12 protein-coding genes are annotated in these 12,916 nt (G+C 51.3%); 7 read left to right on the forward strand and 5 right to left on the reverse strand.

Annotation, left to right across the window (positions count from 1 at the left end):
• The first annotated feature begins 3 nt into the window (after positions 1-3).
• Complete coding sequence (locus J6J34_RS09090; protein ID WP_301834619.1) at positions 4-786, forward strand: PhzF family phenazine biosynthesis protein; 783 nt, start codon at positions 4-6, stop codon at positions 784-786.
• Positions 787-856: 70 nt separating this feature from the next.
• Positions 857-2,053, forward strand: a complete 1,197-nt coding sequence (locus tag J6J34_RS09095) for a GGDEF domain-containing protein (RefSeq protein ID WP_301834618.1) — start codon at positions 857-859, stop codon at positions 2,051-2,053.
• Here J6J34_RS09095 and J6J34_RS09100 read toward each other — a convergent pair.
• Positions 2,050-2,970, reverse strand: coding sequence for an alpha-E domain-containing protein (locus tag J6J34_RS09100; RefSeq protein ID WP_301834617.1), 921 nt, complete (start codon positions 2,968-2,970; stop codon positions 2,050-2,052). The genes J6J34_RS09095 and J6J34_RS09100 overlap by 4 nt on opposite strands.
• A 2-nt stretch (positions 2,971-2,972) precedes the next feature.
• On the reverse strand, positions 2,973-4,424 hold the full coding sequence (locus J6J34_RS09105; RefSeq protein ID WP_301721527.1) for a circularly permuted type 2 ATP-grasp protein: 1,452 nt from the start codon (positions 4,422-4,424) through the stop codon (positions 2,973-2,975).
• 145 nt (positions 4,425-4,569) lie between these two features.
• On the opposite strand from J6J34_RS09105, the gene J6J34_RS09110 reads away from it, so the two are divergent.
• Complete coding sequence (locus J6J34_RS09110) at positions 4,570-5,310, forward strand: proteasome-type protease (protein WP_301721524.1); 741 nt, start codon at positions 4,570-4,572, stop codon at positions 5,308-5,310.
• Here the strand turns inward: J6J34_RS09110 and J6J34_RS09115 are convergent.
• Positions 5,307-6,398 (reverse strand): zinc-binding metallopeptidase family protein, encoded by a 1,092-nt coding sequence (locus tag J6J34_RS09115; RefSeq protein ID WP_301721523.1) that lies wholly within the window; start codon positions 6,396-6,398, stop codon positions 5,307-5,309. The two genes, J6J34_RS09110 and J6J34_RS09115, sit on opposite strands and share 4 nt — an antisense overlap.
• A 181-nt stretch (positions 6,399-6,579) precedes the next feature.
• Between J6J34_RS09115 and J6J34_RS09120 the strand changes: the two genes are divergently transcribed.
• The 4 genes from J6J34_RS09120 (at position 6,580) to J6J34_RS09135 (ending at position 10,393) form a co-directional block, all read left to right on the forward strand.
• A complete protein-coding gene (locus J6J34_RS09120) occupies positions 6,580-7,578 on the forward strand; it encodes a hypothetical protein (RefSeq protein WP_301834614.1) in 999 nt (332 codons plus the stop codon).
• Between the two features lie 89 nt (positions 7,579-7,667).
• Positions 7,668-8,576 carry a carbamate kinase gene (gene arcC / locus J6J34_RS09125; RefSeq protein WP_301774865.1) on the forward strand — a complete coding sequence of 303 codons (909 nt, stop codon included), beginning with the start codon at positions 7,668-7,670 and terminating at the stop codon, positions 8,574-8,576.
• Positions 8,577-8,632: 56 nt separating this feature from the next.
• Entirely contained in the window at positions 8,633-9,523 is an 891-nt protein-coding gene (locus J6J34_RS09130; RefSeq protein WP_301834613.1) for a DMT family transporter, read from the forward strand.
• Between the two features lie 30 nt (positions 9,524-9,553).
• Positions 9,554-10,393, forward strand: coding sequence for a patatin-like phospholipase family protein (locus tag J6J34_RS09135; protein ID WP_301721519.1), 840 nt, complete (start codon positions 9,554-9,556; stop codon positions 10,391-10,393).
• Between the two features lies 1 nt (position 10,394).
• On the opposite strand, the gene J6J34_RS09140 is transcribed toward J6J34_RS09135, so the two are convergent.
• Both J6J34_RS09140 and J6J34_RS09145 read right to left on the reverse strand, forming a co-directional pair.
• Entirely contained in the window at positions 10,395-10,667 is a 273-nt protein-coding gene (locus J6J34_RS09140; RefSeq protein ID WP_301721518.1) for a hypothetical protein, read from the reverse strand.
• 61 nt (positions 10,668-10,728) lie between these two features.
• Positions 10,729-12,909: an OsmC domain/YcaO domain-containing protein gene (locus J6J34_RS09145; RefSeq protein ID WP_301721516.1), complete on the reverse strand. Its 2,181-nt coding sequence runs from the start codon at positions 12,907-12,909 to the stop codon at positions 10,729-10,731.
• Positions 12,910-12,916: the final 7 nt, after the last annotated feature.

Raw genomic sequence — 12,916 nt, forward strand, 5'->3', positions numbered from 1 at the left:
CAGATGAAGTTAAAGATGTTTCAGGTGGATGCGTTCAGTGAGCATGTCTTTGGAGGTAACCCGGCTGCGGTTTGTCCCCTGGAGGCCTGGCTTGATGACAGTATGCTGCAAGCTATTGCTGAGGAAAATAACCTTTCTGAGACGGCATTTTTTGTCGCCAAAGACGATGTTTTTGAGCTGCGTTGGTTCACCCCCGTTGAAGAAGTGGATCTGTGTGGTCATGCGACCTTGGCGACGGCGCATGTGATCTTTACTCACCTTGCCTTTAACGAGCCTGAGGTTGTCTTTCAGACCCGCAGTGGTGAGCTTCGTGTAAGCCGCGCAGAAAGCGGTTATGCCATGGACTTTCCTGGAACCTTGCCGAACCCAACTGAAGCACCACAGGAGCTTACGGATGGACTGGGCAAGCCACCTGAACAGGTACTTGCCGGGTTTGATTATGTAGCGGTGTATGGTTCAGAAGACGAAATTCGCTCGTTATCCCCTGATTTCGAAAAACTCAAAGACCTCAGCTTGCGAGGAGTTGTCGTTACCGCACCTGGCAAGAATGTCGATTTTGTCAGTCGCTGTTTTTTCCCCAAGCTGCGGGTAAACGAAGATCCCGTCACCGGTTCAGCACATTGTGAGCTTGCGCCGTACTGGGCCGACCAACTTGGTAGGAGTAAACTCAGCGCCGAACAACTTTCCCAACGGGGTGGCAGGATAGAGTGTGAAGTCAAAGGCGAGCGCGTAGTTCTTATCGGGCGTTGTGCAGATTTCATGAGCGCTGAAATTCAGGTGGCTTAATAGCTGAATAAAGGAAGGGTTCAAATGCTGCAACAGACCCCATGACCGTTTTATAGAGGAAAGAGTAACGTTGTCATCCGCACAGAAACAATTTGATCTCCATTGGTTGACCGGACAATTTCGCGATCCTGACAAGGAGTCGGATTATCGCAGTTCGATCAAAACCAGAGTTCGGCATGAGTCGCGTCTCGCCTGGGTACTGATAGCCATAGTCTTTGGTATGTTTACCATTACGGACTACAGTCTGCTCGGTTTAACCGGTGAGTATTACCTGTTGGCGAGCATGCGCGCGGTGGTGGTCAGTCTTTGTCTGGTGTTGGCACTTGTTCTTGGCCGGCGAGGCGACTACAACCGGAACCGCTGGCTGCATCTATTACCGCTTTTGATTGTGGCTACGGGCATTCTTTTAATCGTTCCTCTGCGCCCGGAAAGTCTCTCGAGCCAGGTGACAGCGGCGGCCGTTGCGGTTCTGGCGTTCTTCCTGCTCATCCCCAACCTGCTTACCGTAGCCGCGTTAGGCTGCCTGTATTTGAGTGTTGGCTTTATCGCTGCGGTGATGCTTTTTACGGGACTCTCACCGGCGGAAATTGTGCGGATAGTGCTGTTGTTAATTATGGCTAATATCGTTGGCTACTGCGCGTTACTGCGACTCGAGTTCCTGCAGCGTAAACAATTTGCGCTACTTCACGAAGAGCGTCAGCAAAATCGCGATCTAGTCGCAGAAATTGCTCACCGGAAGTCACTGGAAGCACAGTTACGAATGGTTGCCGAGCGGGACGCGCTGACCGGGCTCGACAGCCGCTCTTATTTCATGAAACGCGCCGAAGGGCTGCTGCAACGCTCATGCTCAGAAAAAACACCGTTCTGCCTGTTCATGATTGATGTGGACCATTTTAAAAGTATCAATGATACCTGGGGGCATACCCGCGGCGACCTTATTTTGACCAAAATCGCCGAGGTTTGTGCACAATCGCTGCGCCCCACAGATGTGATTGGGCGCTTTGGTGGTGAAGAGTTTATTGTCGGACTGCCACAAACTAGTCCCGCCGACGCCCAGGTGATAGCTGAGCGATTGAAGATGAAGGTCGCCGAACTGCCAGAGAAGGAAGACATGGGCGATCTTAATTTAAGCGTCACCGTTGGAATTGCAGTCGCGCACGACGACGATGTTGATCTGGAGGCCCTCATCACGCGCGCCGACAAGATGCTGTATGCGGGCAAGCGCGAGGGCCGAAACCGGGTCATCATGTGCGAACAAGGACGCTAAAAATACGTCTCGTTGATCTCCTCGGCAATCTTGATCAACCCTAACTGCATCTCATCAATAAACTCGTGCAGGCTATCCTGTTTTAAGGATTGCGGTTTGGCTTTTAACAGCTTCGACTGCAGCTTATCAATAGGTTCTATCGCGCTGCTATGATGCGGTAGCTCCTGCAATAGTGCCTTAACCTGCTTCAGGGTATGCGACAAGGAACGCGGAAAGCGAGGCTCCTGGAGCAGAAATTTCAGCACGTCGGCGCGGTTGATACGCAGGCGCATTTCCCGCCGGTACATTTGATACGCAGACATGGATTTAAGCACGCCCATCCACTGAATATTTTCGAACGCTGATTGCTCTGTATCAAGTTCAGGGAGCAAGGTCGCCGAGCGTACATCAATAATACGAGTGGTCATATCGCCTCGTTCAAGGTTACGGCCAATGCGCAAAAAGGCGTAGCCCTCATCCTGAGTCATGGTACCCGAGAGCATACCCGTGATCGTTTGGTTGGAGCGGATGACATCGCCTAGCGCTTCGTAGCGGTGACGTCTGCCCAGCATCGAAGCACGATTTTGCATGGCCGAAAGGTATAGGGAATTAATCTGCTCCCAGGTTTCGGTGGGTAAAATTTCCCTTATCGTGCGGGCGTTTTCTCTGGCCATGGTGAGCGAACTGATAATAGAGCTGGGATTATTTTTATCTGTGACCATATATTTGACCACACTGTGCTCATCAGCCTCTTCATAATTTTCATAGAAATCTTCCCTGACGGATAAAATATCGATAATCGGCTCCCAACCGAGCTTTACCGTGCGCGGTAAATCCATTAACAAATGCGAATTAACGTTAATGACCCTGGCGGTGTTTTCAGCGCGCTCAAGGTACCTGCCCATCCAGAAGATATTGCTAGCTACTCGTGACAACATGATTAGGCCTCCATATCCACTATCCAGGTATCCTTACTGCCGCCACCCTGAGAGGAGTTGACGACGATTGAACCTTTGCGCAGAGCTACCCGGGTTAAGCCGCCCATGGTGACCTCAATAGCTTTACCACTTAAGACAAATGGTCGTAAATCCAAATGTCTGGGCTCAGCTTTATTGCCAATTAAGGTTGGCGCGGTGGATAGCATCAGCATAGGCTGCGCGACATAATTACGCGGATCTCTGCGGATCAGACGCTTAAACTTTTCACATTCTGCTTTGCTGGAATGGGGACCGATCAGCATGCCGGCGCCACCAGACTCATTAGCTGGCTTAACTACCATGTTATGAATATTCTCGATGACATGGTCCCGCTCGTCTTTGTTAATACACTTGTAGGTGGGAACATTGGGCAGGATGGCATCTTCGTTTAAATAATACTTAATGATATCGGGCACGAAAGCGTAGACGACTTTGTCATCCGCAACTCCTGAGCCAGGCGCATTGGCAAGTGCGACATTGCCCGCTTTCCAGGCGCGCATCAGACCAGGAACACCCAGCATCGAATCCGGGTTGAATACCTCAGGGTCAATAAAGTGGTCATCAACCCGCCGATAGATAACATCCACCCGTGCAGGACCCTCAATCGTACGCATGTAGACAACATCGTCGTCATCGACAAACATATCCCGTCCTTCAACCACCTCTGCTCCCATCTGCTGGGCCAGGTAAGCATGCTCGAAATAGGCGGAATTGTAGATGCCCGGAGTTAGCAGGACGATTTCCGGCTGTTCAATGTCTCTTGGTGATAGTTCACACAACATGTCGTAAAGGTGCGATGGGTAATCGTCCACCGGTAAAATACTGTATTGTTCAAACATTTCCGGGAAAACCCGTTTCATCACCTTACGGTTTTCAAGCATATAGGATACGCCTGAAGGAACGCGCAAGTTATCCTCAAGGACGTAAACTGTACCGTCGTTATCCCTCACTAAATCTGATCCGCAAATATGTGCCCATATTCCTAAGGGAGGATGAACACCTTTGCATTGCGGTAGAAAATTCTTAGACTTTTTCAGGAGGTCAGCCGGAAATACGCCGTCTTTGACGATGTTCTGATCGTTGTACAGGTCATCGATAAACATATTTAAGGCTTTCACACGCTGTTTTAGCCCCGCCTCGATGTTTAGCCATTCCTGCTTGTCGATAATTCTTGGAATGATATCAAAGGGCCAGTCCCTGTCGATCGATCCTTCGTCCTCGTGATAGACGCGGAAGCTGATGCCCATGACATGAATGGCTGACTCTGCAGCCATCTTAAATTCTTCAAGATCGTCATCTTTCAGACTGCGCAGATAACCGCATATGATTTCAGCTGCAGCCCTCGGTTTACCTGACGCTCGTAATAACTCATCGTACAAATTAGTGACTTTATAGCTTCCCCAACGAATGGTCATGCACGGTCCTTTTTTGTTTGATTACCTCCTTTAAACATAGTGGCAATCGCAGTAAAAAGACAAAACTGTTTGTTTTTAATGCGACTTGCATAGAGAATATGGCGAGTTTAAGCTGCGTATCAGCTGCTATTTTTTGGAGTGTTTTGTGACCTATTGTTTGGCAATTCGTGTTAACAAAGGCTTGGTGTTTGCGTCTGATTCACGCACCAATGCCGGGGTAGATTACGTTGCGACCTACAGCAAGATGCATAGGTTTTCGTGGCCTGGTGAACGCACTTTGGTGTTGCTTTCGGCGGGCAGTCTGGCGACCTCGCAGTCGGTGGTGAATGCCATAAACTCGGATCTGGAAGATCCCGAGGCTGAGTTTAACCTTCGCAAAGGCAAACATTTATATGACCTTGCCAGCTACATTGGCAACTTAAGTCAAAAAGAGCAACAACAGCACGCGTCGGCTCTGGAAAAAAGTAATGCCAGCGCCGAGGCAAGTTTCATTCTCGGTGGGCAAATTGCCGGTAAAGCTTCTGAAATCTATATGATTTATCCACAAGGCAATTACATTAGCGCGTCTGACGATACACCCTATTTACAGATCGGCGAAAACAAATACGGTAAACCTATCCTGGATCGTATTATCGCGCCCAATACGTCGCTGGAAGATGCCGCGCGCTGCGCCATGGTGTCTCTTGATTCTACCGTGCGCAGTAATATCAGTGTGGGGTTACCTATTGAGCTGGCGATTTACGATGACGGTAGTCTTGCCGAGCCCTGGCACAACAAATACAGCGCCTTCAGCCCGATGTACAAATCTATGCAGAAGCAGTGGAATGAAGGTCTGCGACAGGCATTTTCCGGCCTGCCGCGGTTTGATTGGGAAAAAGAGGATTAACTTGAACTGCTATGCGCTGAGCTTATGACCTTGTGCACAAAGCGGAGTTTACCTATGGCGACGTTGGAGAGTACGAAAGGATAGGCATCGTCCAGTCCCATGCTGCGATTAAGTGCATTTAATACCGCGGTGAGTCGACACCAGTCGTTATAGAGCTGATTGAAATGCGTTTCACTTTTCGCTTCATCACTTTGTGGTAATTGCAGCAATGGATTGACGACCTGATGTGAAGATACGCTGAAATCAAAATCACTGGCGGTTTCCAGGGTGTCTACCATGTGTAAGTAATGAGCCCAGGTTTCCGCCCAATCCTCCCATGGGTGCATACTGGCATAGGCACTGACCCATACCTTGTGCCAGTCCGGTGCTGGGCCCTGTTCATAGTAGTGCTGCAGCGCATAGGTATAATCCAGCCGCTCGTCACCAAAAAGCTCTCTAAAATCATCCAGCCAGTGGCTGTTACGTACCAGTCGGTCCCAAAAGTAATGCCCGGACTCATGCCGAAAATGCCCGACAAGAGTACGGTATTGCTCATTCATTTCTTCGCGCATTTTCATTCTTGAACTTGGTTCAGCTTCTTTTAAATCAAGCGTGATGATGCCGGCGTTGTGACCGGTGGTGACGAAATTCTTAACCGTCAGCTCGTTGCCATACTCATCTTCAGTCTGATCTTCAAGAAACTCAAAACCCAGACCTTGCTGTGGGTCTTGTTGTCGCGAGATGACCGGCAACTCAAGTTTATAAAGGGTATAGAGTAACCGCCGTTTGGCTTGCTCCATCTGCGCCCATAGGCCCCGGTTATCAGGCTGGTCGAGATTAGGAATGGTTCGGGTTAACTCGCAGGACGCACATAACTCTCCCTGTTGGTCTGCCGGGACCATCCAGTTACAGACGTCCTGTATCGAATAATTCTTGCACTGACGGTAGAGTTTGCCGTTCGCTGCGGCGCGCCAGACGCCTTTTTCGTGGTGGGTAAAAGCACTCAACTTTTTTTCGTCAGGCATAAAGCCTAGCATCAGACCACAACTGACACAGCGGGTGTTGGCAAAATGCAGAGTATTACCACACTGACAAGAAAACGTTTGCATAATTAGGTACCCAAGGTCCGGTGCTCGCTTGTATTGAGCGTTTATTTTATGCACTATTTTAACACGTTACCAAAAAAGCGCTGGGCATTATCGAAAAAACACTTTAACTCCGTGTCGATAAAGGTGCGCCCAGCGCTCTTGGAAACGACGTAAAGGTCACCATCACAGCTCAGGGAACACTATGCGATCCTCCGTGAAACGACAGTCTAAGACAGAACCCAAATTTGCACTACTGGTGGTCGGTGTTGGCCAGGTGGGGAGTTGCTGGCTGGAGAACTTTGCACCACAGCTACCGGCGTCTGCGGTCGTCACCAGCACCCACAACTCGCGTAACCCGCTAACCCTGGCGGACATTGAGCAGCAGCGAAGCCAAGGGCGCATACCGCTGGTGCTGGATCTGACCGCATCGGAAGCTGTCAGTCGTTGCTATCCTGATTGGATTGGCGCCGGTGCTGATATTGTTAGCGCAAATAAATACGCTGGCGCTGCGCCGCGCGAATTCTATCAGGAGGTAAAAGCCGCTCTAGAAAAACATCAGCGGCAATGGCTCTATGCGGCCACAGTTGGCGCGGGTGTGCCAGTACCCCAGACCGTGCGGGAATGTTATGAAGCGGGCGATTCAGTGCTGCGGGTGGAGGGAAACTTTTCCGGCTCACTGACGTGGATTTTTCAGCAGTATCGGCCCGGTGAGAAGCTCTCAGAGTTACTTCGTAAAGCGCGCGATGCCGGTATTACAGAGCCCGATCCACGTACCGACCTCGGCGGTAGGGACGTTGCGAAAAAACTACTGATCGTTGCGCGCGAGGCAGGTTGGGACTTTGCGCTGGAAGATGCCGAGATTCAGAGCCTGGTGCTGGCGTCCTCTTTAGATGATGAATTAGACGCGGCGTTCGACCATTGGCGCTTAACGACTTATCCGGATGCCACTCAGTTTTGTTACATAGGACGACTGCAGGCAGACGAGCATCAGCAAGTTAAAGCCAGCGCTGCGTTGGAGCCGGTAAGCAGTGACTCACCCTATGCTCAGCTCGCTCCCGAACGCGCATATTTCAGAGTCTGGACGGCGCGCGATCCAGACACCCCAATTCCCGTTGAGGGCGTAGGCGCTGGCCTTGAGGCGACGGCAGGCTCGGTTCACCAGGACGTGTTGGCGGCCATCGGTCATTACAGCAACCGTTAGCGTGGCGCAGCACGCGACGACTGGACGGATGCCACCGCCATCAACTAGGGTTTAGCTAGACAACTTTGCTCTGCGCGTGAGGAGGAATCATGCTGGTGGTCGTGGCTTTGGGAGGTAATGCATTGTTGCGTCGTGGCGAGGACGTCACCGCCAAAAATCAGCGCGATAACGTGCAAAAGGCGGTGAAAGTGTTGGCTGAACTAGTAAGGGAAGGACATCACTTGGTAATCACCCACGGTAATGGTCCGCAGATAGGATTGCTGGCCTTGCAGAACCATGCTTATGACGCGGATAGCGCTTTTCCCCTGGATATCCTCGGTGCCGAATCTGAGGGCATGATTGGCTACCTGATTGAGCAGGAACTGGAAAATCAGCTGGGTGATAACTACTCTGTCGCTACCTTGCTCACCCAAATCGCTGTTGCCCCTGATGATCCTGGCTTCGACAATCCAAGCAAGTTTATCGGTCCGGTATATGATGAAGAGCAGGCAAACAAGCTCAAGCAACGACATGGCTGGACCCTTGCCAAAGACGGCGACGACTGGCGGCGGGTGGTGCCATCACCTGAGCCTGGGGAAATACTGGATTTAAAAATTCTCAAGCTGCTGCTAGCGGAGCAGGTCATCACCATCTGCATTGGCGGTGGCGGGATTCCTATTGTACGCCAGCCGGACGGCACCTACCGTGGGGTGGAAGCGGTCATCGACAAAGACGCCGCCAGCGCCTTATTGGCCGAACAGGTTAACGCCGATGCGCTGTTACTGCTGACCGATGTGGCCGCGGTTTATCATGATTTTGGCGGACCCGATGAGCACGCCATCGAAGCCATGACCGTCAGTGAAGCGGAACAGTTTGACGCGCCGCAAGGCTCGATGGGACCTAAATTAATCGCAGCGGCACGTTTTGCCCGTGCGGGCAGATTTAGTGCAATAGGTGCAATGGAAGATGCGCTGGACCTGGTGCAAGGTAACGCAGGCACCCGCATCACTGAAGGATAACGCCGATGCCCTTTGGCTTATACGCTCCTTTACGATTAGTCTCACCAGGCAAGTGGGTGCGGCGAAGTACGTTGCTGGTCACCCTGGCGGCATTTTGCTGGGGCCTCTCAGGCGGTATTGGCGCCATTTTGATGGAGCGCGGTTGGGATGCATTCACCGTGTCCTTCTACCGCGGAGCGGTCGGGTTCCTGTTTGTTGTCATCTGGCTAGCGCTGCGTCCACAGCGCAGTGGTTTAAGCAAACCAAAGTTGTGGCTATGGTCGGTCGTGGCCGGAGTTGGCGTTGCTGGTAACTTCGCTTTTTATTTTCTGAGCATTGCCGAAGGCAGTGTTGCTGTTGCCGCAACACTGATGTACTGCGCCCCGGTGTTTGTTTATCTGGTCTCCTTTGTTCTGGGTCTTGAATCACCTTCATTGTTCAAATGCCTGGCCATTCTTCTGGTCATGTCAGGCGTGGTTTTATTAACGCAGATCTACACTCTGAGTGCCGGCGCGGTAACCCTGTTCGCAGTAACGACCGGTCTACTCTCAGGATTGTCTTATGCAATGTTCATCTTTGGCTTCAAATACGCCGCACCCCACGGTAGTGCGCAGGCGATTCTTGTGATAGCTTTTGCGGTGCTTGCGGGAATCCTAATCGTGCTGGGTGAAGTCGATCAGGTCAGCGCCGCATGGTCCTCGGCAAGTTTTCCGTTACTGGTTTTATTGGGTGTGCTTGGCGCTGGATTGTCGTTTGTCTTTTATATATTTGGGCTCAACTATACCGCACCCGCGATCGCCTCAATGGTGGCGATGGTGGAACCTATTACCGCATCGTTGTTTGGAGTTGTGGTGCTGGGTGAAAACCTGAATGTCATTCAGATCCTGGGCATGGCGCTGATTTTAGTTACGGTCACTGCGCTAAGTGTACATTCGAGCCGTCGCAAAGCGTCCATTAAAGACGCATAAAACAGCTCCAGCTTAAGGTTAACCGCAAACATGACAACACATAAGTCACGAGCAATAGTGGTAGAGGGCGGTGCCATGCGCGGCATCTTCGCTGCCGGTGTACTGGACGGTTTTATGCGCGAGTCCTTTAAACTCTATGATTTTGCCATAGGCGTTTCTGCTGGCTCGACTAATCTGATTGGTTATCTGACCGATGACTATCAACGCAGTTACCGGATCCTCACTGAACTGGCGCAATCGAAAGATTTTATCGACCCTGTCCGCGGTCTGCTGGGTGGTCACTTCTGTGATGTTGAGTGGCTCTGGCGTACCTCGTACAAGGAAATTGAACTGCATTTTTCGCGCTACCTTTCCGGGCATGTACCGCTCTATGTGGTCACCACTCAAGTTGAAGACGGCGCGCCGTGTTATATCGAGGTGACGGAGAACAATCTGCATCAGCTCTTCCCCGCTTCCTGTGCGATTCCATTAGCGTTTCGTGATTTCCCTGAAGTTGAGGGCGTGGCGATGACTGATGGCGGTGTCGCGGATTCTATTCCAGTCCTGAAAGCCTACGCAATGGGCGCCCGTGAAATAACCGTAGTGCTGTCTCGGGCAAAGGGCTATCGTAAGAAAAATGGCCATACTCTAGGGATCACCCGACGCATCCTGAGCCAATATCCGAAGTTATGTGATGCGATTGAAGATCGCGCAGAACGCTACAATGCGACCGTGGATTTTATTGAGAACCCACCCGACGATTGTGTGGTGCACATTATCGCGCCACCCGAAGATATGCCGGTAGGACGCTTTACCCGGCAACGCGAGCGCTTGGATGTCGGCTACAATGCTGGCTTACGTGCGGCGTTCGAGCATATTGACCACCTATAGCTCAGACGCTGTCATCGTTGTTGTCGTCCTGGTACCGCGCAGAGACACTCTGCCCTTTAGCGTTAATGCCGTTTACTGACCAGACGCCGGTAATGGGATGCTGGGTGACCCGCCCGGTAAGTTTGGCGACCTCCCCATTATCAAAAGTGACTTCAACGGTACAAAAGTGATTCAGTACTTTTTCGAAGTCGGGAACAGATATAGCAACGGGTTGAGGCTCAACCGTTGCTTTGCGGCGTTTGTGCCAGCTCAGTTGCTGAATAATGAAGGTCACGAAACCTCTCCTGTTCAGAGCTAAGTCTGAGTGTGCAATTATCAGATGACTTTTGTAGAGTTCATTTCATGCGAGCACGCGCGGCATGCAATTTCTGGTAACTATCCAGTAAGCGTTGATGCTTATCCAGGCCTTCCAGCTGCATGTTGGTTGGTGTCAGGCCGGAAAACTTAACAGAGCCAGCCACCGAACCGACCACCGCCTGCATGGTTTCGACGCCATACATACGTTGCAGATTATGCGAAAAGTCCGCCATTTCCAACTCGTCATCAAGTTCAATCTCAAGGGCTGCCTGCATGGCACGGTAGAACAGCACGCGCTCGACGGTATTATCGTTGTATTGCAGGAAGGCTTCGACCAGTTCCAGTGCTTCTTCGTGACGCTGCAGAGCAAGGTAAATTAACAGTTTAAGCTCAAGTATCGTGAGTTGACCCCATACGGTATTTTCATCGAACTCAACACCAATCAAGGTAATGATATCGGTGTAATTGTCGAGCTGACTTTCTTCCAGGCGATCCACCAGGTCCTCCAGCTCGGCATCACTGAGTCGGTGCAGATTCAGAATATCCTCACGGAAATTCAGCGCCTGATTGGTGTTGTCCCAAACCAAATCCTCAACGGGGTAAACTTCCGAATAGCCGGGCACCAGAATGCGGCAAACGGGTGCACCCAGAGCGTCATGCTGCGCCACGTAAACCTCTTTCCCCATTTGCGCAAAAATACCGAATAAGGTGTCGGCTTCTGCTTGGTTGGTGCCGGAGAAGTCCCACTCAGTAAAGTCATAATCGCTATGCGCACTAAAGAAGCGCCAGGAGATCACGCCGGATGAATCAATAAAGTGTTCGACAAAATTGTTCGGCTCGGTCACTTCCATGCTGTTGAAGGTGGGCGGTGGTAAATCATTAAGGCCCTCAAAGCTGCGGCCCTGTAGTAGCTCTGTCAGGCTGCGCTCAATAGCAACTGCCATGCTGGGATGCGCGCCAAATGAAGCAAACACGCCGCCGGTGCGGGGGTTCATCAGGGTCACACAAGCGACAGGGAACTGACCGCCCAGCGAAGCATCTTTAACCAGCACGGGGTAGCCCTGGGCTTCAAGAGCTTGCACACCTTCGACCAGATGCGGGTACTTGGCCAGTACCGTGTCCGGCACATCAGGTAGGGCAATCTCTTGCTCAATGATTTGTTTTTTGACCGCTCGTTCAAAGATCTCGGACAAACACTGGACCTGCGCTTCAGGAAAGGTATTTCCCGCGCTCATACCGTTGCTCAGGTAGAGGTTCTCAATCAAATTCGAAGGGAAATACACAGTTTCGCCATCGGAGCGACGCACGAAAGGCAGGGCACAAATGCCGCGTTCCACATTGCCGGAATTGGTGTCAATCAGGTGCGATCCGCATAGCTCGCCCTCTGGGTCGTAAAATGCCCGGCAGTGCTCATCCAGCACTCCGTCGGGCAGGCTATCGTCAGCACCGGGTTTAAACCATTTTTCATTCGGGTAATGCACAAACTCCGCGTTGGCGAGCTCTTCGCCAAAATACTGATCATTGTAGAAGAAGTTGCAGCTCAGACGTTCAATGAACTCACCAAGCGCGGACGCCAGCGCCGCTTCCTTCGTGGCGCCTTTGCCATTGGTGAAGCACATGGGCGAAGCCGCATCACGAATATGCAAAGACCAGACATGAGGCACAATATTGCGCCACGAGGCGATTTCAATTTTCATGCCCAGGTCAGCAAGAATCTGCGTCATATTAGCGATAGTCTGCTCCAGTGGCAGATCTTTACCTTCAATATAGGTCAGTGCGTTGCCATCTGGTGCACCCATCAGCAGAGCCTGAGCATCTTCATCAAGGTTCTCAACCACTTCAATCTGGAATTCGGGTCCCGTTTGCACCACTTTTTTAACCGTACAGCGCTCGATTGAGCGCAGAATACCTTGCCGGTCTTTGTCAGAAATATCGTCTGGCAGCTCGACCTGGATCTTGAAGATCTGGTTGTAACGATTTTCCGGGTCGACAATATTATTTTGTGAAAGACGAATGTTGTCGGTAGCGATATCGCGCGAGACGCAATAGACCTTTACGAAGTAGGCGGCGCATAGCGCTGATGAGGCCAGGAAATAGTCGAACGGACTCGGCGCCGAGCCGTCGCCTTTGTAACGGATAGGCTGATCGGTGATGACCGTGAAGTCGTCAAATTTAGCCTCGAGACGCAAGTTGTCGAGAAAGTTTACTTTTATTTCCATGGCGGGC

Source organism: Pseudidiomarina terrestris (assembly GCF_030466405.1).
GTDB lineage: Bacteria > Pseudomonadota > Gammaproteobacteria > Enterobacterales > Alteromonadaceae > Pseudidiomarina > Pseudidiomarina terrestris.

Bases quoted from the DNA above. Each gene is read 5' to 3' on its own strand.
- J6J34_RS09090 (WP_301834619.1), top strand. From the start codon at position 4: ATGAAGTTAAAGATGTTTCAGGTGGATGCGTTCAGTGAGCATGTCTTT.
- J6J34_RS09100 (WP_301834617.1), bottom strand. From the start codon at position 2,970: ATGTTGTCACGAGTAGCTAGCAATATCTTCTGGATGGGCAGGTACCTT.
- J6J34_RS09105 (WP_301721527.1), bottom strand. From the start codon at position 4,424: ATGACCATTCGTTGGGGAAGCTATAAAGTCACTAATTTGTACGATGAG.
- J6J34_RS09115 (WP_301721523.1), bottom strand. From the start codon at position 6,398: ATGCAAACGTTTTCTTGTCAGTGTGGTAATACTCTGCATTTTGCCAAC.
- J6J34_RS09120 (WP_301834614.1), top strand. From the start codon at position 6,580: ATGCGATCCTCCGTGAAACGACAGTCTAAGACAGAACCCAAATTTGCA.
- arcC (WP_301774865.1), top strand. From the start codon at position 7,668: ATGCTGGTGGTCGTGGCTTTGGGAGGTAATGCATTGTTGCGTCGTGGC.
- J6J34_RS09135 (WP_301721519.1), top strand. From the start codon at position 9,554: ATGACAACACATAAGTCACGAGCAATAGTGGTAGAGGGCGGTGCCATG.
- J6J34_RS09145 (WP_301721516.1), bottom strand. From the start codon at position 12,909: ATGGAAATAAAAGTAAACTTTCTCGACAACTTGCGTCTCGAGGCTAAA.